General features: G+C 38.1%; 26 protein-coding genes. 10 read left to right on the forward strand and 16 right to left on the reverse strand.

Annotation, left to right across the window (positions count from 1 at the left end; all coding sequences use genetic code 11):
- Positions 1-62: 62 nt before the first annotated feature.
- A complete protein-coding gene (locus tag R2Q16_RS20405; protein ID WP_410478170.1) occupies positions 63-248 on the forward strand; it encodes a winged helix-turn-helix transcriptional regulator in 186 nt (61 codons plus the stop codon).
- 427 nt (positions 249-675) lie between these two features.
- Here the strand turns inward: R2Q16_RS20405 and R2Q16_RS18260 are convergent, their stop codons facing one another.
- A complete protein-coding gene (locus R2Q16_RS18260) occupies positions 676-3,108 on the reverse strand; it encodes a TonB-dependent receptor (RefSeq protein ID WP_316739205.1) in 2,433 nt (810 codons plus the stop codon).
- Between the two features lie 187 nt (positions 3,109-3,295).
- Between R2Q16_RS18260 and R2Q16_RS18265 the strand changes: the two genes are divergently transcribed.
- On the forward strand, positions 3,296-4,411 hold the full coding sequence (locus tag R2Q16_RS18265) for a sensor histidine kinase (RefSeq protein WP_316739206.1): 1,116 nt from the start codon (positions 3,296-3,298) through the stop codon (positions 4,409-4,411).
- Complete coding sequence (locus R2Q16_RS18270) at positions 4,408-5,121, forward strand: LytTR family DNA-binding domain-containing protein (protein ID WP_316739209.1); 714 nt, start codon at positions 4,408-4,410, stop codon at positions 5,119-5,121. The genes R2Q16_RS18265 and R2Q16_RS18270 overlap by 4 nt, the downstream gene beginning before the upstream one ends.
- A 37-nt stretch (positions 5,122-5,158) precedes the next feature.
- On the opposite strand, the gene R2Q16_RS18275 is transcribed toward R2Q16_RS18270, so the two are convergent.
- The 4 genes from R2Q16_RS18275 to R2Q16_RS18290 form a co-directional block, all read right to left on the reverse strand.
- On the reverse strand, positions 5,159-6,001 hold the full coding sequence (locus R2Q16_RS18275; RefSeq protein ID WP_316739211.1) for a phytoene/squalene synthase family protein: 843 nt from the start codon (positions 5,999-6,001) through the stop codon (positions 5,159-5,161).
- Between the two features lie 220 nt (positions 6,002-6,221).
- Positions 6,222-8,390, reverse strand: a complete 2,169-nt coding sequence (locus R2Q16_RS18280) for an outer membrane beta-barrel protein (RefSeq protein WP_316739213.1) — start codon at positions 8,388-8,390, stop codon at positions 6,222-6,224.
- Between the two features lie 99 nt (positions 8,391-8,489).
- Positions 8,490-9,692: a helix-turn-helix domain-containing protein gene (locus R2Q16_RS18285; RefSeq protein WP_316739216.1), complete on the reverse strand. Its 1,203-nt coding sequence runs from the start codon at positions 9,690-9,692 to the stop codon at positions 8,490-8,492.
- A gap of 100 nt (positions 9,693-9,792) precedes the next feature.
- Positions 9,793-10,161, reverse strand: coding sequence for a response regulator (locus R2Q16_RS18290; RefSeq protein ID WP_316739218.1), 369 nt, complete (start codon positions 10,159-10,161; stop codon positions 9,793-9,795).
- Positions 10,162-10,358: 197 nt separating this feature from the next.
- Between R2Q16_RS18290 and R2Q16_RS18295 the strand changes: the two genes are divergently transcribed.
- Positions 10,359-10,637, forward strand: coding sequence for a hypothetical protein (locus R2Q16_RS18295; protein ID WP_316739220.1), 279 nt, complete (start codon positions 10,359-10,361; stop codon positions 10,635-10,637).
- Between the two features lie 153 nt (positions 10,638-10,790).
- Here the strand turns inward: R2Q16_RS18295 and R2Q16_RS18300 are convergent, their stop codons facing one another.
- The 3 genes from R2Q16_RS18300 to R2Q16_RS18310 all read right to left on the reverse strand — a co-directional run bounded on the left by R2Q16_RS18300 (position 10,791) and on the right by R2Q16_RS18310 (position 13,310).
- Positions 10,791-11,495, reverse strand: a complete 705-nt coding sequence (locus R2Q16_RS18300; RefSeq protein WP_316739222.1) for an SOS response-associated peptidase — start codon at positions 11,493-11,495, stop codon at positions 10,791-10,793.
- A gap of 146 nt (positions 11,496-11,641) precedes the next feature.
- Positions 11,642-12,886: a Y-family DNA polymerase gene (locus tag R2Q16_RS18305; RefSeq protein WP_316739225.1), complete on the reverse strand. Its 1,245-nt coding sequence runs from the start codon at positions 12,884-12,886 to the stop codon at positions 11,642-11,644.
- Positions 12,861-13,310 (reverse strand): S24 family peptidase, encoded by a 450-nt coding sequence (locus R2Q16_RS18310; protein ID WP_316739226.1) that lies wholly within the window; start codon positions 13,308-13,310, stop codon positions 12,861-12,863. The genes R2Q16_RS18305 and R2Q16_RS18310 overlap by 26 nt, the downstream gene beginning before the upstream one ends.
- 274 nt (positions 13,311-13,584) lie before the next feature.
- Between R2Q16_RS18310 and R2Q16_RS18315 the strand changes: the two genes are divergently transcribed.
- Positions 13,585-14,265, forward strand: coding sequence for a type 1 glutamine amidotransferase domain-containing protein (locus R2Q16_RS18315; protein ID WP_316739227.1), 681 nt, complete (start codon positions 13,585-13,587; stop codon positions 14,263-14,265).
- A gap of 334 nt (positions 14,266-14,599) precedes the next feature.
- Here R2Q16_RS18315 and R2Q16_RS18320 read toward each other — a convergent pair whose 3' ends face one another.
- The 4 genes from R2Q16_RS18320 to R2Q16_RS20410 form a co-directional block, all read right to left on the reverse strand.
- Positions 14,600-14,779 (reverse strand): histone H1, encoded by a 180-nt coding sequence (locus tag R2Q16_RS18320; protein ID WP_316739229.1) that lies wholly within the window; start codon positions 14,777-14,779, stop codon positions 14,600-14,602.
- 201 nt (positions 14,780-14,980) lie between these two features.
- Complete coding sequence (locus tag R2Q16_RS18325; RefSeq protein ID WP_316739231.1) at positions 14,981-15,208, reverse strand: hypothetical protein; 228 nt, start codon at positions 15,206-15,208, stop codon at positions 14,981-14,983.
- 293 nt (positions 15,209-15,501) lie between these two features.
- A complete protein-coding gene (locus tag R2Q16_RS18330; protein WP_316739233.1) occupies positions 15,502-16,683 on the reverse strand; it encodes a hypothetical protein in 1,182 nt (393 codons plus the stop codon).
- Between the two features lie 1,061 nt (positions 16,684-17,744).
- Positions 17,745-17,954 carry a LuxR C-terminal-related transcriptional regulator gene (locus tag R2Q16_RS20410; RefSeq protein ID WP_410478171.1) on the reverse strand — a complete coding sequence of 70 codons (210 nt, stop codon included), beginning with the start codon at positions 17,952-17,954 and terminating at the stop codon, positions 17,745-17,747.
- 842 nt (positions 17,955-18,796) lie between these two features.
- Here R2Q16_RS20410 and R2Q16_RS18335 point away from each other — a divergent pair.
- Positions 18,797-19,246: a hypothetical protein gene (locus tag R2Q16_RS18335; protein WP_316739234.1), complete on the forward strand. Its 450-nt coding sequence runs from the start codon at positions 18,797-18,799 to the stop codon at positions 19,244-19,246.
- A gap of 8 nt (positions 19,247-19,254) precedes the next feature.
- Positions 19,255-19,782, forward strand: coding sequence for a hypothetical protein (locus R2Q16_RS18340; RefSeq protein WP_316739236.1), 528 nt, complete (start codon positions 19,255-19,257; stop codon positions 19,780-19,782).
- 109 nt (positions 19,783-19,891) lie between these two features.
- On the opposite strand, the gene R2Q16_RS18345 is transcribed toward R2Q16_RS18340, so the two are convergent.
- Both R2Q16_RS18345 and R2Q16_RS18350 read right to left on the reverse strand, forming a co-directional pair.
- Positions 19,892-20,101 (reverse strand): DUF6965 family protein, encoded by a 210-nt coding sequence (locus tag R2Q16_RS18345; RefSeq protein WP_316739238.1) that lies wholly within the window; start codon positions 20,099-20,101, stop codon positions 19,892-19,894.
- Between the two features lie 18 nt (positions 20,102-20,119).
- Entirely contained in the window at positions 20,120-20,887 is a 768-nt protein-coding gene (locus tag R2Q16_RS18350) for a DNA-formamidopyrimidine glycosylase family protein (protein WP_316739240.1), read from the reverse strand.
- An 80-nt stretch (positions 20,888-20,967) separates the two neighbouring features.
- Between R2Q16_RS18350 and R2Q16_RS18355 the strand changes: the two genes are divergently transcribed.
- From R2Q16_RS18355 to R2Q16_RS18365, 3 genes are all read left to right on the forward strand, one after another.
- Positions 20,968-21,159 (forward strand): DUF3606 domain-containing protein, encoded by a 192-nt coding sequence (locus tag R2Q16_RS18355; RefSeq protein WP_316739241.1) that lies wholly within the window; start codon positions 20,968-20,970, stop codon positions 21,157-21,159.
- Complete coding sequence (locus R2Q16_RS18360; RefSeq protein ID WP_316739243.1) at positions 21,159-21,506, forward strand: hypothetical protein; 348 nt, start codon at positions 21,159-21,161, stop codon at positions 21,504-21,506. The genes R2Q16_RS18355 and R2Q16_RS18360 overlap by 1 nt, the downstream gene beginning before the upstream one ends.
- A gap of 321 nt (positions 21,507-21,827) precedes the next feature.
- The gene (locus R2Q16_RS18365; RefSeq protein ID WP_316739244.1) at positions 21,828-22,067 is read left to right on the forward strand and encodes a hypothetical protein; all 240 of its coding nucleotides are present in this window, start codon (positions 21,828-21,830) and stop codon (positions 22,065-22,067) included.
- Positions 22,068-22,313: 246 nt separating this feature from the next.
- Here R2Q16_RS18365 and R2Q16_RS18370 read toward each other — a convergent pair whose 3' ends face one another.
- Both R2Q16_RS18370 and R2Q16_RS18375 read right to left on the reverse strand, forming a co-directional pair.
- A complete protein-coding gene (locus R2Q16_RS18370) occupies positions 22,314-22,535 on the reverse strand; it encodes a hypothetical protein (RefSeq protein ID WP_316739245.1) in 222 nt (73 codons plus the stop codon).
- A 173-nt stretch (positions 22,536-22,708) separates the two neighbouring features.
- The coding region (locus R2Q16_RS18375) for a glycosyltransferase family 2 protein (protein WP_316739247.1) at positions 22,709-23,721 on the reverse strand (1,013 nt) is incomplete at its 5' end.

Below are 23,721 nucleotides of genomic sequence, written 5' to 3' on the forward strand. Positions count from 1 at the left end.
AGCAATTCGGCAATACAGAACCATGACCCCAAGATTCCCTTAGGAATATATTTGATAAGCCATTGGGTATAAGTCAGAATTTACCTCGAAAGCAGGATTTAAACATCCGCGATGAACCTATTTTTGGTCTAGGTAAAATAAAAGTCTATTCAAAAAAACCTCGCTTGAAAGTGGAATATGAACTGACAGCATTTGGAAGAACCCTGATACCGGTGGTTAATGCCATTTACGATTTGGATAAACTGTAGGTGAAGGGGAAAATAGCGTTGATTGGTTTATATTCAATTAGCTGGATAATTAGTTGGTGAATTTAGCAAACATAACAGTCCCTGCAAATGATTACGATTGTTGCAGAATAATGTTTTACCTCAAAATCTGCAATGTGGAGAATTAATTCATCCTAATGTGTTTTATAGTTTGCAATAGATGATATAGGTGCAGAATCCAATTCAAGGCTCCAACCATACACTTACCAAACAAGATTTAATACCCTGAGCTCATTTTTGGTGGCAGGGCGGAAATCTATTCGGATTTATCAAAAAAAATTAATCAAACCCAGATTATGGTCCAGGTAGAAAGTTTAGCGATTTATTTGCCAAAATAATTTACGCTTTATTCATTTTATCAAACGCTAAAAACAAGAATTTACTATTTAGCTTAAGTATTGCTATTCTGTTAAAATTCAAAAACTACACCGATAGAGGGGATGATATTTCCAGAATCAGTGTTAAGTATGGTTGGAATTCCATTTCCTCCATCTTGTCTTAAAGGCTGCCCGTCGCTAGTGGCAAAGGCAGAATTATCTTCGGTACGTTTGAAAGTGTACTTTGGAAAACCGGCATTTTTATTTTTCAATAAATTCTGTATATCCAAGTACAGATTCAACGATGTTCTTCTGAAGTTGATGCGTTTATCTACCCTAAAATCGAGCTGACTAAACGCTTTGAGCCTTTCAGTATTTAGCCTATCGTAATCCAATACACCTGTTCCAAGCGTGAGGTAATTCTGCTGCGAGCTGGATAAATCGAACGGCGTGTAAGGTGAGCCAGCTGCAAAACGGTATTTCAAACCAAGGTCCCAGTTGGCTTTTAATTTGTATCCCAGCGTAAGGGATAGCAGGTGCTGACTATCCCAGGAAGATGGGACCAGTTCACCATCCAATCCTGAAAATTTACTCCTCAGCCAGGAATAACTGGCGACATAAAAAAGTTTGTTAATGAGTTTCTGCTGCATGAAAAACTCAAAACCATAAGTTTCTCCTTTACCAATGCTCAAAAGCTGTTCGCTACCTACCGAACCATATTCTGCACCCTGATTGGCCAGTGAAATTCCATTTGTTGCAGAAACCGGGTAATTGCTGTAACGTTTATAAAACGTCTCGAAAGTAAAGCGCAGATCGCTTCTAGGCAGAAACTGTGTGCCAAGCACATAATGATCCGACTGGATATATTCCATATTCCGATTTGCAAAAGCGCCATCTTTCACAAAGCCCAAAGCGGTGTAAGTTGGTATCTTGAAGTAAGAACCGACTGAAGCACTGATGTCCCAATTAGCATCGAGATGATAGGCAAACGAAAGGCGTGGAGAAACCGTTTTTAAAGGATTATCGCCATTCTCAGTAAAGGTGTTTATATCTGAACGGATTCCTCCAGATACCAATAATTTGTCATTGAACAAGTTTTTAGAAGCCTGTAAAAAAAGCCCGTACTTCCAGAATGTAAGATCACTATTAAAGCGAAGCACTTGTTCCGGACTAATCTGATTTCCACTTGCATCAAATCTTGCAGCTGAGATTTTATTGTAAAGATTACTGTTATAACCTACGTTCTGTGCCATTGCCCCGACAGAAAGTTTCCAGCCATCCACAAATTTGTTGATATCGAACCTGAATTTATTTTCGATTTCCTGGGAAGCGACTGAAAGCGTTCTCAGCGATTCTTCCTTGCGATCGTCTTCAAATTTATCGAGCTGGTTATCAAAAACATTCCGGCTCAGGGTAAAATTCATAAATCCATCTGCAATCTTACGACTGAGGTTAAAGCCTGCCGTGTAGCTCCATTGATTAATATAGGGTGTAGAGCGGAGCGTATAAGTGTTTTCCGGCGTGGATTCCCGGGTAGCCGCGAAATTAAATCTGTCTATTGCCCCTAAGCCGATAGCGGTCAGCGTTGTTTTTTCATTGAACCGGTGCACCACCTTGTACTGAAAGTCGTAAAAATCGGGCCTGATCGGCAAATCAATTAAACTAAACAGCAAACTAAGGTATGATTTTCTGGCAGAAGCCAGAAAGGTTGTTTTTTCGGATAGCGGGCCTTCGAGAGTCAATACAGATTCTGTTAAGCTCAACCGGGCATTTCCGGCAACTCTTTCTGAATTGCCTTCTCTTTGTTTGATAACAAAAGTAGAGGCAAGCGGGTTATCGTATCGGGCATCAAAAGCAGAAGAGGTGAGTTTTAAGCTTTCAATAAAGGATACATTTAATATCCCCTGGGCACCTCCAGAACTTCCCTGGGTTTGAAAGTGATTCAGCAACGGAATTTCAATTCCGTCCAGATAATATACGTTTTCATTGGGCGCACCTCCGCGTACTATAACATCATTTCGTTCTCCAACACCATTACTGATTCCAACACCGGGAAGTGTCTGGATCACTTTGGAAACATCAAAATTTCCGCCCGGATTACTTTTGATTTCTTCTGTGGTTAACTGCTGGACAGATAGCGGGGTTACCAGATCCGTGGCAATGGCTGATTTCGCCCTGCTGAAACTGATTACAACATCCCCAAGGTTATTGGCCGCGGGCTGAAGGTCAAAGTTTACAATTTGTGGATTTCCAGTTCCAACAACAATATTATATTTGGTCGCAGTGGCATAGCCTATAAAATTTGCCGATACTTTATAAGTACCTACAGGTACCGTTATTTTAAATTTTCCCATCGAATCTGTAATCGCGCTAACAAGAGTGTCATTCAGATTTATAGTTACCCTGCTTAATCGTTCATTGGTATTGCCATCCTGAACCGTACCGATTATAGTACCAGTTCTTTGAGCAAACAGGTTTAAATTTACAAGCATCAATAAACTGAAAAAGATATGTGATATTTTCACTGCAATTGGATTAAGGTATTTAATGTCGGGCAAATCTAAGCTATGTACTGATTACAGATTGGCTTATTATACCAAGCCAGCCAGTTATTATATTAAACCGTCAAATAGCCCTACCAAAATTTTCCCCTTCAACGAAAAACACTGGAAATCGCAATTTGGTATAACGGGCAGCAGCGTTGATATAATAATGGAAAATCATATTCAGATAAATAATACATTTACCAAAGTAATAAAGAATATGTTTATCAGCAACCAGGAACATTTAGACCAGATTTCCTCCCGATTGGATTTATTTACGCACAGTAAGTATAGCTATTACAGGCACATCGGTGTATGGATTTTGTACTGGCTAATTTTTATCATTAGCTATGAAAGTCCGAATGCGATTGAGCCCTATGCTACCTACTTTAAAATCGGGATCTCATTTAGCTTATTTATTCAGGCTTATGTGAACATGTATTGGCTCGTACCGGTATACTTATTCAATAAAAAATTTGTAGCTTACCTGATCCGGCTTTTCGCTATGCTGCTGTTTTTCAGTTTGCTCATGGGCTTGATGAGTTTCCTGCTGCGTGATATTGAACACAGGTATGCGCCGAAACGGCTGTTCGACCCAAAGCCAACGATGTATTTTGCGTTTGCGCTTGTTTTTGTAGCAGCATCATCAGCAATAAAATTTTTCCAGCGGTGGATTGAAGACACCAGGGAAATCACAGAACTCACCCAGATAAATATCCGATCAGAACTCGAACAGCTTAAAAACCAGGTCAATCCACATTTCTTGTTCAATATGCTCAATAATGCAAATGTGCTCATTGGAAAAGACCCTCATAAAGCATCCCAGGTGCTGATGAGTTTGAGCGATTTACTACGATACCAGTTGTATGACAGTGCGAGACCAGAGGTATTGCTGACCTCAGACATCAGATTTTTAAATGACTGTTTAAACCTGGAAATGATCCGCAGGGATCATTTTGATTTTATCATTTCAAAAGAAGGAAACCTAAGTGGTGTCCAGGTTCCGCCATTTTTGTTTATTACATTTGTAGAAAATGCCATCAAACATAGTCAGGACGCCGATAAGGCTTCTTATGTACAAGTTTATTTTGAATATAGGGATGGCTGGATAAATTTCAGATGCGTAAATTCCAAACCTCTGAATTTGACACATAACAATCATGCTGGTGGTCTGGGACTGGTAAATGTCAGGCGTCGGCTAGAACTTATTTTTGGTGCACATCATCAGCTTGAAATTGCTGAAACCAGAGAGGTGTATACTGTTAAACTAGCGATTAAATTATGACCTGTATAGTTGTTGATGATGAACCCCTTGCGAGGGAAGCGATGAAGCAGCTGATTGCTGATATCCCCTCACTCCGGTTTGAAGCTGAATTTTCCCATGCCGAAGCTGCAGGAAACTATCTGAAGGCTAATAAAATTGATTTAATCTTTTTAGACATCCAGATGCCCGGAGCAGATGGGCTCTCCTTTGCCAAGTCGATTAGCGGCGAAACCCAGATTATTTTTACTACGGCCTTTAGTCAATATGCGCTGGAAAGTTATGAGCTTGATGCGGTAGATTATTTGCTCAAGCCCATTAAACCTGAAAGATTTAAGAAAGCGGTGGAAAAGTCCATCTCCTATCAAAACCTTTTAAGGAGTGATGCATCCCAGGTCGATCAGATCAACCAGGAATATTGTTTCATCAGATCTGAGAAAAAGGTGATGAAGGTTTCCTTTGCAGATGTTCTTTTCATTGAAGGGTTGAAGGATTACGTCATTTTACATACGAAATCACAAAAAATTATTACGGCAATGAATATCAAAACCATACAAGGCCAATTGCCGAAAGATATTTTTATCAGAGTTAGCAAATCTTACCTGATCAACAAAGGAAATATTGATTATTTTGACAACAATACGGTTTACATGGAACAACATGAAATTCCGATTGGAAATTCTTACAGGGAATTCTTTTTTGATATCGTTAAAAAAGATTTGCTGAGCAGATAAAGAAATACAAAACCGGCAAGATTCGATAATATTTTTTTCAAAAGAGCCTGATTGAATAGCGGATACGTGCTTCGATCATCAGTATTATTTTTTTCCAGTTAGAAACCCTGATTCTTCTTGCTAAAAGCTGATCCGGATTTTGCTTTTTTATCATCTGGAATAATTTGCGGTAATATGTATAGGCCAGGTACACGCCCACTCCTGAAGTCTGAGGCAATGCTTTAATCCCTTGCAAAGCGGCATCGAATTCAGTTTCAATTTCCTTTTCGATATTTAACTTGTCTGCTTGACTGAATTTTGCCAGATTTACTGCGGGGAAATAAGACCTGCTCAATTGCAGGTAATCTGCGTTTAAGTCCCGCATGAAATTTATCTTTTGGAAAGCTGAACCAAGCTGCATCGCGAATGGCTTTAGTTGCCCGTAAATTATTGCATCTCCGTTTGTAAAAACCCGCAGGCACATCAGACCCACAACCTCTGCTGACCCAAGAACGTATTGATCATACTCCCTTGCATTGAAGTTGACTGGCGCAAGGTCCATTTCCATACTTTTGAGAAAACAGTCGATTAATTCATGATCGATATCATATTTGTTAACCGTACTTTGAAAAGCATTCAAAAGAGGATTAGAACTGATCTTTCGCTCAATCGCCTTAAAACAATCATTCTTTAGTTCAGACAATAACACGGATTGGTCAAAACCGCCAAAACTATCCACAATTTCGTCGGCCAGCCTGACAAATCCATAGATATTGTAAATCGGTTGCCTTAGTGATTTATGAATGAATCTAATGCCCAGAGAAAAACTGGTGCTGTAAAGCCGTGTTGTTTTTTTACTGGTGGTTTCGCAAAGTTCATCATAAATGGCTTTATTAATCATTCCTTATTCCAAAATTAATTCTGATTTCGTGTTTTAACTTTTTTTTAAACGAAAAAAGTTACCGTTATCAGCTCAAATATATCCGTATCCTAATTAAAAATTGTATTTATTTATACCAAACCAATTGTTTATTATACCAATAAGAACTTAGCACATATAAACGAAAATTAGCTATTCAATTTTTATTCACTCAAGGTAGGTTTTGTCAGTGTTATAACTTTTACGATCTTGATTTGATGCGCTCCTGCTCCTCTGTTTTTCCTTTATCAGTTCCCGGAGATCTGACTTTTCTATTCCCGAAACTGTAATTTATGCCAACATATATCCCTCTGCTTTCCCACTTTCTAAGACTGGTTTGGTTTACATTACCCAGTACCGTTGCCTGTTCCCATTTCTGGGTATTAAAAATATCTCTCACTACCATAGTAAGCGTTAGCTTGTCACTTAATACAGACTTCTTCAAAGAAAAGTCGACGCTGTAAATCGGCTTTGTACTGTATATCGATGAACGGCTCGCATAATTAAACCAGCTGCTTAATGCTGCCTTCCATTTATTTCCAAGTTCGAGGTTATTACTTAAGTAACCGTTGAAACCTGCACCACCCTGGTTTATTCTATCCAAGCCATTGTAAGCCCGGAGGTCTGCTTTGTAAAACTGATAATAGGGTTCGGCAGAAAAGTAGCCATTCCACCATTTAGAAAATTTAAAAGGGGTGCTTAAACTGACATTTAGAAAACTCCTTTTTCCGGCATTAACCGGAATCTCCAGCGTTTGATCTCCGGTTTGGCTTCTGATGGTTTCAATCAGATCTTTTGTTGTATTATAATTTATTTTAATCTGTTTTCCTCCGCCAAAAGAATAATCAAGCTCCAGATTTTGTGTAAACTGCGGTAGTAGCAATGGATTACCTCTTGAAGCATAATAGGCATCTGTGCGGTAAAGGTATGGATTTTGGTCCTGAAAGGATGGCCGGCTTACCCGGCGCCCGTACGCAAAACCTAAACTGTTATTTTCATTAATCCGGTAGCGTAAGAATAAAGCTGGAAATAAGTTCAGGTAGGAAGTATCTGGTAAAGCTGTGATTGAACCCTGCTCATTTGTCGACAGTCCCCTCATATTTGTGTGCTCGGCACGTAAACCCATTTGAAGTTCAATTTTACCATACGTGTGCTGAGCATTAACATAGGCGGCAGATATTTTTTCGATATAATCAAAATTGTTGAATTGCATTATGCTGATAATGTTACTTCCCATTTGTTCTGCCATTAAAGCATTGCTTGTTGTGCTGGAAGAAAACTTTACTCCTGATTCAAGATTTGTTTTGCCTAGCTTAAAAATGTAATCGGCCTTTACCGAAAACAAGTTGATTTCACTTTTTGTGTTATTCTTGAAATACAGTTCCTGATTAACGTTTGTAAATTTGTTGTCCACAAGATTACTTAAGGTTGAATTATATTGCATCCAGTCAGCCTCAAGAGTAAATTTCCCATCCTTTGTGCCTGAATATCCGTAGTTTAAGTTAGTTGATAAACGGTTTTCAGTCAGGTTTGCAAGCGTACTGGTCAAGAGTAAATCATTGATATTTCCTGAGGATATCGTACTGGCATCAGATGGGAAATCATCCCATGTACGCTGAAAGTTTACTACTGCTGCAAGTTTGTGCCTATCATTTAATGTATAATCTATTCCACTACGGATCGTTGAATTACTGTAACCCTGTCTCTCGGTTCCGTTTTGCGCTAAAACCTGGCTGCTTAAAATCCTCTTATTGCTCACCTCCGTAAGTTGTAAGCTGTTATCTAAACTCCCATTCACAAATGATGTAAGTTTCTTCCCTCTGTAATTTAGGTTTAATGCATTATTTTGTTTGTAATGTTGCATTTTCTGATAACCCGCGAGTAAATTTCCGCTAATACCGTAATTTCCAGATGTTTTAAAGACGAGGTTGATAATGCCTGCATTACCTGCGGCATCATACTTTGAGGAAGGATTAGACATTACCTCAATCGATTTCAGGTTATCGCCCATCGTCCCTTTTAAAAGCGAACTGAGCTGCTGCGCATTCAGAATCTGAATTTTTCCATCCAGCAATACCTGAACACCGTTTTTGCCACTTATCTTTATATTATCCAACCCATCAATAGTTACACCGGGTACTTGTCGAAGCAAATCGAAAGCATTAAGACCTGTAGCTGTTGGCATTGACTCTACCTGAAGAATTATTTTATCCGTTTTTACCTGAAGTGGGGATCTTGCGGTTTTCACCGTTACTTCATTCAATCTATATGTTTTTAAAGTATCTGGTTTTTTAATACTATCCTGTTGTTGCGCTAAAAGACTGTTTAAAGAAAATAACAGGCAGGATAAAATAATGATTTGGCGTTTCATAATGTTTTTTTTCCTCAAAATTGAAGATAAAGATGCACGTCATCGCTTCAGATTATTATTTGAAGCGATGTTTTATAGGCTCATATTATGATCTGATACCTAATCAAGGTTCAAAAACTCTTTAGGATTCTTACCTGTGAATTTTTTGAAGCTCCGGTTAAAGGTTGCCTTAGAGTTAAAGCCTGAGTCAAAAGCTATGGCGAGCAATGTCTGGTTTTTAAACTCCGGCATAGTGATGCGTTTAATTACGGCATTTACCCTATACTGATTAATATAGTCGTTGAAATTGAGTTTAAACTGCTGGTTCACCACCCTGCTCAGCAGAACCGAATTTGTACCGAGTTTCTTTGCAACCTCACTTAAAGTCAGATCTGCCCTTTCAAACAGGAACTCGGCTTCCATCAATTCAAGTAAGTCATTTTTCAGGGTGATCATTTTCTCCTCGGTCAATGCAGGTTTTCTAATTTCGATGCCCTGATCTTTATTTTCAATCTTTACAGTTGGACCTGGCTCCCCAAAACCCAGCAATAAACCAGGATTAAATTCGAGCTTGTAAAGGGGAAGATAAACTGCATGGTAGGCACTAATTGCTATGTAATACACTACGATAGCAAAACCAAGGTAATAATACCATGGACCGAAATAGCGCATCCGTTCAAAAAAACTGAAGTTTGAAAGTATTGTGCGGATAATTGGCATGATACTAAGAAGAGAAAAAGCATAAAGAAAATTCCTAAGCCATTTTAAACTCGCCCCATCGGCAAATGAAGTCGCAATTGCTGTATATTTTTTATAACTATTGTAATATCGGATAGATAGAAAGAGGTAGGCCAATACGCTTAACATGGATAATATGGTATACCAGTCTGAAAAATCCGGGTCATTATATTCATTGGTTAGGTTATATGCCTTATAAATGAAAACATCAGCTGAACTAACTGCAATGTTAGCTAAAAGGTAAAGCGACCCGGGTAGTAGATGTAAATATGCCCATCCCTTAATCCGAAAGCTGTAATTGAAAATAGATTGCGTGTAGAAGTATAATAATGGCCCAATAAAAAGGCTATGAACGAATGGAACAAAAAAGAGAATGTCCCGATAAGGCTGATTATCATACCAGCCTGCAAAACCAAGCATGAAGGGTATGACTAACATTGCAGCAACAACCAGAAACCAGCCCATCAGTTTATCTGAATAGTTTTCCTGCTTTAATCCCCTTTTGAAAAAAAGAAAACTATAGACTGTAATGTGGAAAAAGAAGATTAAAAGCAGACAGCTGTAAAGGCTAAAATCAAAAAGCATACCACCAAATTAGCGATAAGATTTCATTGCATCCAAAACATTTATTTATTAAATAAATGTTTTGGATTTAAATCAGTTCAATCTATAAAAATTCCCGATCTTATCTCAGCAACTGAGTGATATTAATCAACAAATTATCCATTGAAAACGGTTTGCCGAGCGTTGCATCTGCTTCGCATTCAATTTCCGAAATTTTTTCGAAACTGAGTCCTGTAATGACCACAATTGGAATGTGACTTGTTGCCGAATGGTTTTTGAGATCATTGCAGACCAGGCGCCCATCCCCATCGTCCAGAAGAATATCCAGAATAATCAGGTCCGGCCTGAAACTTTCTATAGATGTATCAATATCCCCTAGTTTCTCTATGCATTTTACATGGAATTTTTCCTCTGTAAGCTGGTGTTCCATCTGTGATAAAAATAGTCGGTCATCATCAACCACCAATATTTTCTTTCCTTTCAATTCCATTTCAACCTATCTTTTTGCTGATACTAATTTGCATTATTTTTTTTATATCTTTTAGCAATAGGAGAAAAATCACGATATTGGCTCAAGCATAGATAAGATAGCCATCCTTATTTGAAAACCAAATGGTTTCCAGTAAATTATCGGCTTTAATAGGTGCTAATTGTTTTAATTAATCTGTTACATTCCTCTCAAATGATATGGATAATCATAAACTAATTCAATTACTGCGCTCGCAGGTCATTGAGCAATTTGGAATTTCATTCCTTGAAGAAAACGGCTGCAAGAGGCTTAGCGAAACAATTTTTGAATCCACAAAAAACTATCTCTCCGAAAGGACATTGCTTCAGTTTTTTACCTTTAATAACCCGTCAAGCTTTCCAAAACCATTTGTATTAAACAGTCTTTGCCAATTAATCGGTCTGGAGAGCTGGGATGAGTACGTGAAAACCCGGAGTGCCGATGATAAGGCTGGATGAGAATTTTTCCTAGAAGTTTAACTTCATGAACTAATGACTAAGAAGGAGCAAATGGGCACGTCTGGCTCGGGAATGAATTTAAACCATTATTTAATTAGCATGCCGGAGTGCAACTGACCCTTATTGTAAAAAATGACTATTTTGATATTTTTTTCAAATATCCTCATCACTATTCAGCGGCAGCAATAAATCTGGGTCATTATTGGGTTTCTTTAGAGTGGATACTGCATTCACCCGTTTACCCACTTTTGTACGTTTCATCAGTTCCGCCGGAAAGGGATCGAGCACTGTCATTTTAGCATCAAGCGATAAAGATTTACTCAACCAAATTTCTTCTTCCTCTTTTGAGAGTATCACAGGCATTCTTTTCTTCGTATGGATTTCAGCAACCAGGGGATTGGCTTCTGTGGTGAGTATGCCATATGTACGGAATTTTTCTTTTGTTTCAGGGTCTTCCCACTGCGACCAAAGACCTGCGAAGCAAAACAATTTCCTGTTTTTAACAGTAAAGCGATAGGGCTGCTTGTCACCTTTGCTTAGCTCTTTCCACTCATAAAAACCGTCAGCAATTACCAGGCAGGTCTTGTGAAATTTTAGCAGCGGCCTCCATAATGCACTATCCAATGCGGTTTCGCTTTTGATGTTCCAGGTATCGCGGGTAAGTCTTAGGCTATCCGCGAAGTGGGGCACAATGCCAAAACCCATCTGCTGTATCAAGTCCGGTTCATCGGCAGTTATCACAAGCCCTTTTTGGGTAATGGCAAGATTAAAATTCGGATTCCACTCTCCCTGTATTTGATGGGGGTGTGATTTTAAAATTTCTTTTTCTTCAGCTGTTAAGGTATATCTGGCACACATACAAACTTTAGGATAGATAACATACTGTAAAGGATTAAGTTTTTCTAATCCTTTTTACCTGAGGTTTTGGCTGGTCGTTGATGTGATTCAAGGTATCTGCTTCTTTAAGCAGGTATTTTTTTATCCACTCCAAGAGTTCTCTCATTTTATTTAACTTTTATAATGTCTTTCCACTGGGTTGTATAGCTTGGACGCAGGAACTGGCGTTTCATGGTCCATCTTTGGGTAAGCCCCTCTCCTGCCATTTTAACTGTTCCGGCTCCATAGTGCATGTTAATATTGTCCAGGACTTTGGACACCCGGTCATATTTTGCCCCTTTAAATTCGCTGAATATATTGAGCTGCACCTCTTTTTCAGGAATCAGGCCAGTAGCGGTAACCTCTACCTTTTGAAACAAATACCCGCGCAGGTAAACCTTTTTGAGACCGAATAAGGCAGCCTTTACCAAATCAATGGTATTATTAACCGGGTGTTCAAGTGGTATGGTAATGGAAGGATATACCTGGGCGGCTTCAGAAACAAATTTATTGGTCAAAAGCCTGACAGAAAGCACCGTTGTGCAAAGACCTTCCCTGCGGAGCTTGGTCCCCAGCCTTGCAGCGTATGCTGATGTGGCTTCTTTAAGTTCATTATAATCAGTGGTGAGCTTTCCGAAAGCCCTGGAAGTACACATCCCTTTTTTGGGATCAAGCGAAGTTTTCAGGGGCATACAGCTCTCGCCCCAGAGTTCCCTCCAAAGCCTAACGCCTACGATAGTCATATGGGCCTGCACCCAATCTATAGGCAATTGCCTGAACTGGGCTGCTGTTTCAATTCCGCCTTTGATAAGTTTATGACTGAACTGCCTCCCGACACCCCAGAGGTCTTCAACTGGATAATATTCCAGTGCCGCGGCGATCTCTTCGTCCGTTTCCAAAACCATCACGCCGTCATGTTTTTTCGAAGTTTTATTAGCCACTTTGGCCAGCACTTTTGTCGGCGCAATGCCCACACTGATGGGGATACCTGTATTGGTAATAACAGTATCACGGATATGTTTTCCATAAGATTTAAGGTCCGTAAAACCAGCAAGTCCCAGAAAACACTCGTCAATACTGTAAACTTCCACATTCGGGGTAAAGCGGGCGAGGTTTGTCATAACCCTGGCGCTGATATCGCCATAAAGGGTATAGTGGGAACTGAAGACGGCGACCTGGTGTTTAATGATTTCATCCTTTATTTTATAATAAGGGGCACCCATAGGGATGCCCAGCGCCTTTGCTTCGTTGCTTCTGGCAATTACGCAGCCATCATTATTACTCAGCACCACAACAGGCAGGCCTTTGTACTGCGGTTCAAACAGGCGGTGACAACTTGCGTAAAAGTTATTGCAGTCTGCCAGCGCGAACATTGCTTTGCTTTGAATGGGGTAAACAGGTCCAGCTCACTGCGCCAAAGACATCCAGGTTTTTTCCGGTAATATTCAGACAAGCTTCCATACCGTCATTGATGCAGAGAAAAATCTGCTCCGCTTTTATACAAAGTTTTCTGGTGAGCCACTCCCCGTCGACACAACAAACGATTAACATTCCTGAAGTTACCGGTATGGATTTATCAACTATAATGATACTGCCTTTCATGATTCCAAAATAGCGCATCTGGTCATCGTCGGATTCGAAATAAAATGTGTTAGTCGGATCGTTTACAATTTTTTGTGCGATATGCAGCCTACGCTGCTTGTAATCTTCGGCGGGTGAAATAAATCCCGATACCCGGCCCGGGTTATCCAGGGATTCCAATAAATCATTCTTTGGCAGTTCAAGTTGTCTAATCATAAAACAGAAATATTTCAACAAAAATACTAAAAATATTAGCAAATAATTTAAGAGTTATCAACAGTAGAAATACGGCTATGTTTTTTTCATAGGCCATGTTTTTTATTCCCTTGCTGAATATTGATTGATTTCGAAATTGAGTGAACTATTTGGGAGATGATGTGTTCTTCGTAAAATATGATATGATTAAAAAGAACTAATTGTCACTTAACGTTAAACAAATTGTTTAACAGTTTGATGATTGGTGAGATTGATAATGAAAAAAACTGAAAGGATGAAAAAAATATTAATGGTGCTTTCTTCTCACAGTGAGATGGAAAATACGGACAGTAAGACCGGTGTATGGCTGGGTGAATTTACCGAACCATACTATGAATTTATTGACGCCGGCTATTCGGTTTCGCTGAGCAGCCCGAAAGGGGGCAGGCCACCGGTCGATCCAATGAGTGAGCTTACCGAACATATTACCGGGGCCAACCGAAGGTTTTCTGATGACGAGATAGCGAAACATGCCTTTTCTCATACTGTTCCACTAAACCAGCTTGATGCTTCGAGCTATGATGCGGTTTTTTATCCGGGCGGGCATGGACCAATCTGGGACCTGGCGAGGGATAATAATAGCGGGATTTTAATCCTCAATTTTCTTGATGCGGGAAAACCAGTTGCGTTAGTATGCCATGGGCCTGCTGCGCTAATTAGCGTAGAAGGCCAGCGGCCCGGCTTTTTGAACGGAAAAAGGATTGCAGCTTTTAGCGACACTGAAGAGCGGTTGGTGGGGAGAGCCGGCAATGTCCCATACCTTTTAGAGGAAACATTGGGAAAATTGGGTGCAGTGGTTAAAACCGCATTGGTCCCGTTCCTACCGCATGTGGAAACGGATGGATTACTGGTGACTGGCCAAAATCCTTTGTCTGCTGGTCCCGCGGCAAAGGCATTGATTTCGATACTGGATTAGTTAACAGTCTGAACTTTATTTAACAAGGCGTTGTTATGAACAGCGCCTTATCTTTTTTTCAAGGACCAGGACTGGCGAAATAGATTACATTATGAAGAAGATGCTTCATCCTTTTACGAAAGTTCGCAGGAGTATGGATAGGAATGCAAGCAATCTAAAATTTTAACTTTAAAGTAGCTCCTGGGAATTTATAGAAGCTTTTATTTTATAGACAACGAGGCAGTGGCCATTTGAGCATATATGCTTAAGGAGAATATTTTTCTAAACTCTTAAAAAAATGTCCTGGCAAAAATTTGCCAGGACAATATAATTTCCCAAAACAGTTTTGTTTTCTTTATTTATCGCTGTTTTTCTTTTCCGTAACCTCTGTGCGGATTTCCTGCGCCAAAACTTTTAATTCCTGCATTGCTTTACGTACCCTGGTTCCGGCTGCACCATTATTAGCATCATAGAATTTAGCTGCATCCGCCTCAACGCCTGATACCAGGTCTTTTAATTTTGAAAATTTGTCCATTTTTCCTTGTTTTTATCGTGCAGCAACAGGCTACACTTGATGATTATAAATAAATATAAACGCTAAATGTAAGAAAACATTTTAAAGTCCAGTGCCCTTACCCAGCACCTTTTCTATGGGCTGCTCTTTCAGAAATTGTTCACGCTTCTCACTTGTGCCTTCCATATTGATAACATTAAGCTGGCTATAATTTGGAACAGCCTATATCCTGAGCGACAACACACTTCGATCTTTCTCAATGGAAACCGTTGCCCTATCCCCATTTTTAAGGCTGGATTCCAGCTTGTCCCTTAATTTTTCATCTGCCAGATCTTTGTAAGGAAACCTGTCCAGCACTTCCTGAGGATTGAAATCATAAGATGGATCATGGTACTGATTGACATTAAGGTTCATGTATTTATCGCGTGGTCCATCCATATCAAGTTTCATCCAGGCTTTGGCTGCCCAACCGATTGGGTTACGAAACTGACTTATTAAGACAAATGATTTGACGATTTAAAGTTGTGATTGAACATAAGATTGCAGGTGATTTTTTCGTTTACATGCAACCCAAGTATCAACTCATCATCATAAACTAAAATTTTGATTCAAGTAAAGAAATGAGTTTATGATATTCTGCAAAAAGCAATATTGAATCTTAATGAAAATGGTTCGTGATTTGATAATTGAGTAATGGCAAATTCCGGTGCGCTTAAACAAAATCAACATTTATTACAAAAACTTCACTTAATATAAATTGTATTAATCTTATCTTCAATATGCTTTATCGTCTGAGTTATCCAGTCATCCCCGAAAGGATCGAGAAGGATATTTGGTTTTATTCCTATATTCTCATAAGCCAAATCCCTAGAGCGTCCTCTCATATCTGTCGGGTAGAATATAAAACGCTTACTGGGCAAAATCATGGCTTTACCATAGTTGCTGCCATAGGTTATAGTTCCCCGGGTAGCCTCACCCAAGGTCAGCAAGCCACTTTTACCTTTGAGATCGAGGATAAACTGCTCAGCATTGCTCATTGTATTGTTGTTTTGCAAAAGGTAAATTTGGCCGCGATATTTTTTCAAGAAAGTTAAAAACTGTTTTGAAGTTCGATATCCCCCACCCAAGTTGTTTCTTAAATCAACAATCAAACATTCAGGGATAAGCTTCGCTTTAATGATATCAAAAAATGATTTCGCCATAGTGTGATTATCACTGCTCGTACTAAAACTACTCAATCTAAGATATCCAACCTTGCTTTTAAGTTCTCGATACTCAAACTTTTCCTTGCCAAACTTTATTGGAGCATACTTATCTGGCTGGAATTTTTGGAAATTCATGTTACCAAGTTTGCCATTAACTAGTCTAACATTTCTATAAAGAACGTATGGAACAGGTGGGCTCATGAAATTGATAGCATCGAAACTTTTGTTTCCGGCATCATTTAAAATTATCTCAACTATCCCTGTCCGGAAATTCTGGAGATAATAGACATTTTCTCTTTCTCGATGCAATATATATCTAGCACCATCAGCTCTGGCGTATATTCCTTCTATACTATCCTTTGGATAACAGTTATATCTCGATTCAATCTGAGTAGTATCTATTTCTAATTTCAAATATTTAAACCTTAAAGAAGAATCAGGCTTTCGCCACAAACCCAGATGGTTATCTCTGATAGGATAAATCATTCTTAGCAATGACTGATATATTTCAAATTCATCGGAAGATTTCAAATTTTTACGTAATCCTTCATAGAGCTTTTTATAAGATTTGTTGCCTTTGAGCTGATCTTTGTAAGAATGAAGCTCTTGAATTTTTTTGTATAGGAAATCAAGATCTGCTATGTTCTGGGCCTCTTGTGCTACTAAGGTTGAAGTAAAAAGCAGGGAAACAAGAATGATTAGTAAACCTTTATTTATCATATATTTATGGCTTTTATTACTCTGACAATCGTCATTTCAATAAATTATAATATTTTTGAAGCTATACATAAAGGTTCTTTTCCAAAACTCTATTATCCCAACACTTGATAATTTTATCCCAACACGCATATCGGATGGTATAGACACAAGTTTGTCAGTGTATAAACTGCCGTCATGTGATCCCAACTCGCCAATAATATTTCAGTTATAACAGCCTTGGACAAACCATTCTATTTGACCTCTTCTCGCCAATTTATTGATGTACAGCAGTCATAGGTTTACAAAGAATCAATTTCTGTTGACATGGGGTCAACCCATTCTGGTTTATCCAATTGGGACAATACTGAAAAAATATAATTATATAACAGCAGTTTAGTTGCAAAAGCAATCTACCAGTAAGGATTTTAATTCGGAACTGACGAAAGCTAATTGAATATTTGCCCGTGCAATCATTGGCCAAAGACTGATGGTTTGAGAACGTTGACCACCATTTCAAGTAATTGAGCAAGCAGAAGTAAGATACAAAAAGTCCCTAATTATTTGAGTGAATTTCTACTTCAGACCTATAACCATTCTAGCGATCTCGTGTAGCTGATTTGAAAGCAGATTAATACGTTAAAATACAACTGAATAGAATAGTCGAGTGTAGATGTTTTTCAAATCGTATATTCGGGGATGTAGATTCAAATGAATTTATTTCGGTTTGAGAGCCGTAGATTTAACTTTTACGTGGTCGCATGGATGTGTGCCCACGTTGTTTAAATAACCCGATTAGAAATTCATAATCAATGCTTTAAAATGAAGCTTTACGTATTAACACCATGCAACATTAATGCTACAATCTCAATATTTTATTAACACTATCTTCGCAGCGGCCATCTGGAATTAACTGATGACTAGTTTAGATTACGCTTAGTCTACCTATGACAAAGCATGAACAATTGCGTCAATGCGTTTTGGAATATTGTTTGATTTTATTGAATTACGTAATTTGCCAGCGAATCAGAGTCTTACCTGATTTGATTGTTTTAGAAGCAGGTGTATGAGGATGCACCTGCTTTTTATTTTAAAACGCCGTATCTGAAAGCAAGTGCAATTAAATGTGCCGTATTTTTCGCACCGAAGGAATCTATCAAAATGTTCCTTGTCCCTTCAATCGTCCGGTGACTCGAGGACATTATTTCCGCAATCACGTCGCTCTTTAATCCGTCAGCAATTAATTGAAGTATTTTATGTTTTCTTTCATTAAGGTTAAATACTGTATATAACATGGAGTTAGATGATTTAAGAGTTAGCAAATTTAAACAAATCAAAAATGAATATGTTCTTTAAGTCTTCTATCACCGCAAAATGATAGTTGGTTCAAAGGTGCAGGGATTAAAAGTCCTGCACCTTTTCTATTGTGACTAAAATTATTTGCATTTACTAATATTATTAGTAAGCTTTGCCTTATGATTAGTAAGGCAGCAACAGATACACAGAATATAAAAATTGGGATGGATGCTATAGGCATAACCGTGGTTAAGGGTGATGATAGCTTAAAAAGGGTAACTATAAACAGTGAGTTTGCCGGCTACATACAAAAAAGAAATGAAGAATTACACCGTCTAAATGGTCATAAGATTCATGACTTAATCTTTGCCAGGTTATGTGCGATAATGCGATAAAGTTATGAAGGCTTACGATTTCACACCACCCCAACCCCCAAGATTTACCAATATACATTCGGTAACTCAAAATGCTAAGGAATGTTATTGTTGGATTTTTCATAGACCAAGTTTAAGATGGTGGACACCCGATGAATTTTATGATGAGTTCCATGAAAGAGACTTCATGTCAATACAGATGCTTAATTTCCTTGAAGATGTTAGCATCAGAGATCCTCGTTCCGGTATTTCAGCAGCATTTAGTCAACTAACTAAAATGGAGGAAAATCATAAGGTTGAGAAAAAAAGTTGATTGATAAAATTGAAGCATTTAATAAAAAAGTTATCGAATATTATCAGGAGAAATCTAAACCAATATTACGAAGGCATAATCCGTAGTATTTGCTAAATTATAAGCCCTAATCGATGTACTTAAAACTAAAATAAAAATATAAGGTTTAAGAGATATGTTCACCTACGAATTTAAAATGTACCATAAAAGTATAACTGATACGGTTGATGTTCTGATAAATGTTGATAACGAGTTTTACTTTACATCGATCAATGGAAACTTTTTAGGAAGCTTCATAGTTGATGAAGATTCTCCTTATGGCTATAGTTCACAGGATATTGAACTGCAAGAATATATGGAGGGTATATCCATGCATTTTAGGGATGAAACTGCAAAACATGAACTTGCTGAGCAGCTGATGAGCAGATATGGTAAAAAGCTGTTAAGCTATCAATTCACTAATGATGATGTTCTGGAATTTGTAGCCTATGAGGATACGGATATCGAAGAACTTGGCAATACAGTTCGTGAACTTATTTATGATGATGTAACTTTTGAAAGTAAATTAAGTGTGGTCTTTAGCAAAGAGAATGAAGATTACACTTTCGATTTTGATATAAATTAATAAACTTTATGTACAATCTTAATGATATAGAAGCTGAGACTAATGCGGCTCAGAAAAAATTTGACGAAGCTTTTGTCAAACAATATTTTTCAGAAAATGGCGAAGCGATCTACATCTTCAAAGATGGGTCTGATTTAAAAGAATTGGTTAAAGCTACAGAGCGTATTCTAAAAGACAAGGGTGATTTCCCATACACTACAAATGTTAAAGTAACCCATGCTGATTTGAAAGAATTCGAAACTTTTGTAATGTTTGGTGAAGCGCTTGATTTGAGTGAATTTGAAAGCGAGCAAGATAAATTGGATTCCAATGCTATTGATGCATTTGAAGAATTTATGAAATTTCCAGATACGCCATCAAAATTTGATGCCAATAGAAATTTGGTTTATGAACTGCCCCAAGACGTAACATTGAGTTATGTTAGTGAGGAGATAGACAAGTATATCCAAAGGGAAGTTGCCAAAAACAAATCATTTAGTGTAACCTTGGTTTGTGGTAAAGATAAAGTTGTGTTGGAATATTCGGAGGAGGTCTAATTTAGATACCATCCTTTAAAATAGCTTTGCATGTAATACATTCCCAGGCAATTCTTTTTCATCTTGATTTTATTGATTACCGAAATTGCAAATAATAAACCACTTGTGGCTATGAGTTACTCTCAATCACTAACTTCATTTGCTGTAGGCGCCACAATAATGGCTGATTTACCTTGCTAACGGGATTTGCTTTAAGTGGACCGAAGTGCGATTTTAAGAAATGATCGTAATCATTGACTTTGGTGGCGGCATTTAAATACACTGGCATATCTGGTTTAGGTGCATTTGTAAACCATTCTTCTAGTTCATTAATGGTCATATTTATCAAAGGGTTAAGCTATTTATATAGCGTTTGGCCGGATGTATAGTAGCTTTTGCGAGCACCTTTTTTATCTACCAAAATTTCTTCACCCTTGGCCGTTTTTTTGGTTTTAGGTAGGTGAATTTTAAGGAAGTTCTTATTTTCTCCGGTAATCCGATCCGGGTCTTTAGTTGAAATGTTTTCTATCTCGCTAATTAGTACCTGATGTATTGAGCGGACTAGCCTTTCAACCGCTGCAGCTGGTATTGCATTGGCTATTGATAATGGAGAGATACCTGAATGATAGAATATTTCATCAGCGTAAGTATTACCAATTCCCCTGATAATTTTCTGGTTAAGTAAAACTGTTTTGATATCGGTTTTCTTTTTGGCAAGTACGGTCTTAAACCAATCAGCTTCGACATCTAGCGCATCTACAACATTTGATTTCTCAGGGTTTAACTTTGGAGTCGCTGCCTTTTGCCAATCGGTTAAGTACAGTGTGTATGTTGGAAAGTCTAATTGGATAATGGGAAATTTAACTTCCTCCCCTTTTGCAACTAATCTGATTTCGCCATGTAGCATAAGATGTAAACCCAGTATGCTATCGCCTATCTCCAAATGCAATTCCTTTCCTTCCCTGTAAATTGATTTAACTTTATGGTTGCTCAGCGTATCATTAAGTTCCTTAGATGTTGCGTTAGCTTTTCTATCAACATGAAGTGTAACCTCTTGCACCGTGTGATTGACTAATTTATGTGATAAATGCTTCGCCATAACGGCTATATCTGGAAGTTCTGGCATGGTGGTAAATGTTGTACGAAGATAAGGCAAAACTATTTTCGGGTTGACAATGTTTTATCAACACCTTAAACTTTAAATATATGGATAACAAATTAAAACAAGATGGTCGTGACGATGCTAAAGTAGATTTGAACGACCCGGCAGAAGTAGCTTATGCAGCTGAGCAGGCTGGAGTAAGCCCGGATGATTATAAAACTATGGCAAAGAAAAGTGGCAGCTCTTCTCGCAAATTAATTGCTGAATATATCTCGAGTCATAAAGGTGATAGTTAATGCCACGAAGAAAAAAACATGAGGTTGAACTAGATAGAATTGCTGAAAAACTTGGAGCGGAGGTGTACATTGAATCGCCTGGGTTCGTATGCTTACTGCCTGCGGATGTGCATAACTCAGTTACTGCTAAAGGCGATAGTGTTGCGGAAGCTGTAGAGAATTGGGATGCTAAACTTCAAGCGCATTTGAGGAATGCAGGTGATGATGATCCAATCGTTGTTCATGCTAAAAAGATGCTGGCATTGGCAAATACTCCATCCCATTCTACAATAAGAAAGGAACGGGATGAGAAGCCTCAACATGTAATTGACTTCGAAAATCAGTTCTATCAAAGTCGAAAAAAATAGTCAAAACTTATCGCATAAAGTGATGTTCTACTCTTGAACAAATTTGAGCGTTTGTTCGGGAGAGATTAATATGAGCCACCAAAGCAATTTGGTGGTTTTTTTTTATTTTAAAACAATTGAGAAGTCACCCGGTTGTAATACCATCATCACCTATGATTTTCATACATAGGTTTGTTTATTTGGTTATAAGGAAAAGCCCTCATGGATGTGAAGGCTTTTTTGCTTTAAATACGCTGGCTTATAGCTGTAAGGAATATCAGACAAGTTCCAACCATTTTGCTACTATATTAGCGCCATTATATCTAACCACTTATCGCTCAAATGTTCAGTAACCCCAAAACGGGCACACGTATCGTTGTGTTTAATAATCGCACAATCGTTGTTAGCCGTGTAGAAACACATCCAAATCAGTTTCGAATTTATGTTGACGGCATTTATAAAGGCATCCTGACTCTAAAAGATGGGGAATGGTCGCATACCGCTGGTTTTAGCCTGCCTAAAGGTGTATTTACTTTATTAGTCAAAAGAATTGGTATTGGAAGTGATGTTCAAGGTATTTAGTTTTAAATATTCTAAACAAAGTTTAAACTGTAATGTTAATTAACTGCATCTACTTAGTTAAACTATATTTGGTTCGTTTTAAGAAGCCTTTGAGTAATCAGAGGCTTTATTTTTAAAACAAATTTTATAACTTAATATTATTCGCTCACTATCTCATTCGATCTGGATGGATATAAGAAATTGTTTGTTTCTTTATTCACGTTTTTCTATGACATTTTCTTTTAAGAAAATATCCCTTCCAATAGATTAATCTACCATCTTCACTTCGTCCTCATCAATTGCGGCTTTGAAATTATGAATCAGGTCATACTTCTCTAAATATGGAGCAATAAACTCTATTTCATTTAAGACATACATAGGGTCAGATGCTTTATAAAGCCATTCAGGAACATTTTGGACAAACAAACCATCTGTACCTTCGATAAATGAAGCTTTATATTGCGAAATAGCATGCTTCCATTGAAACATTTCATATAATGGGCAATTTTAACGCCTTATCTTGTTATAGCTTTATCTTGATATACATTAGGAGAAGCATTTTCTCGATGGGGTTTATTGTCAAAAATTCAGCATTATAGCATAGCAGGATTTGAGCTCCGCAAAAGTAATTCCTTTAACCTTAAAAATTAGTAGCAGCATTCTTAATCTTTAACAGTAACATTCCCGGTTCTCTTCAATGTACCCCATTGACTGAGTTCACCTTTTATTGCTTTTCTTAATGCCCTGAACAGTACTATATACATTAGTTGCCTCCAGAAAAAGCGCTGTGGAAAAATGTAAATTAGCTTTTTATAACTCATGCCCTCCATCCTGAAAGCAATGGCAGCAAAGATAATGTCGACCAGGATAAATAGCAGGTAATAAAACAGAACCTGCGCAAAGCCATTTTCCGGGCTCAATAGACCAGAAAATCCTGACAAGGTAAGGTTGTTTATTGTGGCCAGCGAAAAAAGTCCGCTGATAAGCGATATGAGCATAAAAAAATCAGCCAAAGGAGAAAATATTGGAAGGATTATCTGATAAAACAAAATATTCGGCATGCCTACCAGTCCGAAATACCCATATTTTTTATTGAACAGCGTTTTTTTGTTTTTCCAGAAACTCTGCATTACACCAAAACTCCATCTGAACCGTTGTTTCAATAACATATTTATAGTTTCCGGCGCCTCTGTATAGGCTATCGCAGTCGAACAGTTTCTCACTTTGTAGCCAGCACGCAGAATACGCATGGTTAAATCACAGTCTTCTGCCAAAGTATCCGTAGTAAAGCCACCAACTTCTAAAACCACATTTTTTCGGAATGCACCAATAGCCCCGGGCACAACGGTAATGGTATTGAGCAGGTCGAAAGCCCTGCGGTCCATATTTTGTGAGGTAACATATTCAATGGATTGCCATTGGGTTATCAAATTCTTGGCATTTCCAACCTTTACTGTACCGGCAACAGCGGCAGTATTTTCATCGTTAAAGTAAAGCATCAATTCCTGAACGGCATCTTTTTTTAATTGGGTATCGGCATCGATGCAGATTAGGTAATCAGATGAAGCCTGGGTAATACCAAAGTTCAAAGCCGAAGCTTTCCCACCATTTGGTTTTGAAAATGCCTTTACCACAGGATGTTTACCGAATGTAGTTTCAACCAGTTTAAAGGTGT

Source organism: Pedobacter aquatilis (assembly GCF_032678425.1).
GTDB classification, from domain to species: Bacteria; Bacteroidota; Bacteroidia; order Sphingobacteriales; family Sphingobacteriaceae; genus Pedobacter; species Pedobacter aquatilis_B.

Coding starts and splice junctions, on each gene's coding strand:
- R2Q16_RS18295 (WP_316739220.1), top strand. CDS start 10,359: ATGGATAATCATAAACTAATTCAATTACTGCGCTCGCAGGTCATTGAG.
- R2Q16_RS18290 (WP_316739218.1), bottom strand. CDS start 10,161: ATGGAATTGAAAGGAAAGAAAATATTGGTGGTTGATGATGACCGACTA.
- R2Q16_RS18275 (WP_316739211.1), bottom strand. CDS start 6,001: ATGATTAATAAAGCCATTTATGATGAACTTTGCGAAACCACCAGTAAA.
- R2Q16_RS18310 (WP_316739226.1), bottom strand. CDS start 13,310: ATGATTAGACAACTTGAACTGCCAAAGAATGATTTATTGGAATCCCTG.
- R2Q16_RS18340 (WP_316739236.1), top strand. CDS start 19,255: ATGTACAATCTTAATGATATAGAAGCTGAGACTAATGCGGCTCAGAAA.
- R2Q16_RS18330 (WP_316739233.1), bottom strand. CDS start 16,683: ATGATAAATAAAGGTTTACTAATCATTCTTGTTTCCCTGCTTTTTACT.
- R2Q16_RS20410 (WP_410478171.1), bottom strand. CDS start 17,954: ATGTTATATACAGTATTTAACCTTAATGAAAGAAAACATAAAATACTT.
- R2Q16_RS18365 (WP_316739244.1), top strand. CDS start 21,828: ATGTTCAGTAACCCCAAAACGGGCACACGTATCGTTGTGTTTAATAAT.
- R2Q16_RS18265 (WP_316739206.1), top strand. CDS start 3,296: ATGGAAAATCATATTCAGATAAATAATACATTTACCAAAGTAATAAAG.
- R2Q16_RS18370 (WP_316739245.1), bottom strand. CDS start 22,535: ATGTTTCAATGGAAGCATGCTATTTCGCAATATAAAGCTTCATTTATC.
- R2Q16_RS18360 (WP_316739243.1), top strand. CDS start 21,159: ATGCCACGAAGAAAAAAACATGAGGTTGAACTAGATAGAATTGCTGAA.
- R2Q16_RS18300 (WP_316739222.1), bottom strand. CDS start 11,495: ATGTGTGCCAGATATACCTTAACAGCTGAAGAAAAAGAAATTTTAAAA.
- R2Q16_RS18320 (WP_316739229.1), bottom strand. CDS start 14,779: ATGGACAAATTTTCAAAATTAAAAGACCTGGTATCAGGCGTTGAGGCG.
- R2Q16_RS18280 (WP_316739213.1), bottom strand. CDS start 8,390: ATGAAACGCCAAATCATTATTTTATCCTGCCTGTTATTTTCTTTAAAC.
- R2Q16_RS18270 (WP_316739209.1), top strand. CDS start 4,408: ATGACCTGTATAGTTGTTGATGATGAACCCCTTGCGAGGGAAGCGATG.
- R2Q16_RS18285 (WP_316739216.1), bottom strand. CDS start 9,692: ATGCTTTTTGATTTTAGCCTTTACAGCTGTCTGCTTTTAATCTTCTTT.
- R2Q16_RS18345 (WP_316739238.1), bottom strand. CDS start 20,101: ATGACCATTAATGAACTAGAAGAATGGTTTACAAATGCACCTAAACCA.
- R2Q16_RS18350 (WP_316739240.1), bottom strand. CDS start 20,887: ATGCCAGAACTTCCAGATATAGCCGTTATGGCGAAGCATTTATCACAT.
- R2Q16_RS18305 (WP_316739225.1), bottom strand. CDS start 12,886: ATGTTCGCGCTGGCAGACTGCAATAACTTTTACGCAAGTTGTCACCGC.
- R2Q16_RS18335 (WP_316739234.1), top strand. CDS start 18,797: ATGTTCACCTACGAATTTAAAATGTACCATAAAAGTATAACTGATACG.
- R2Q16_RS18315 (WP_316739227.1), top strand. CDS start 13,585: ATGAAAAAAATATTAATGGTGCTTTCTTCTCACAGTGAGATGGAAAAT.
- R2Q16_RS18325 (WP_316739231.1), bottom strand. CDS start 15,208: ATGAAACTTGATATGGATGGACCACGCGATAAATACATGAACCTTAAT.
- R2Q16_RS18355 (WP_316739241.1), top strand. CDS start 20,968: ATGGATAACAAATTAAAACAAGATGGTCGTGACGATGCTAAAGTAGAT.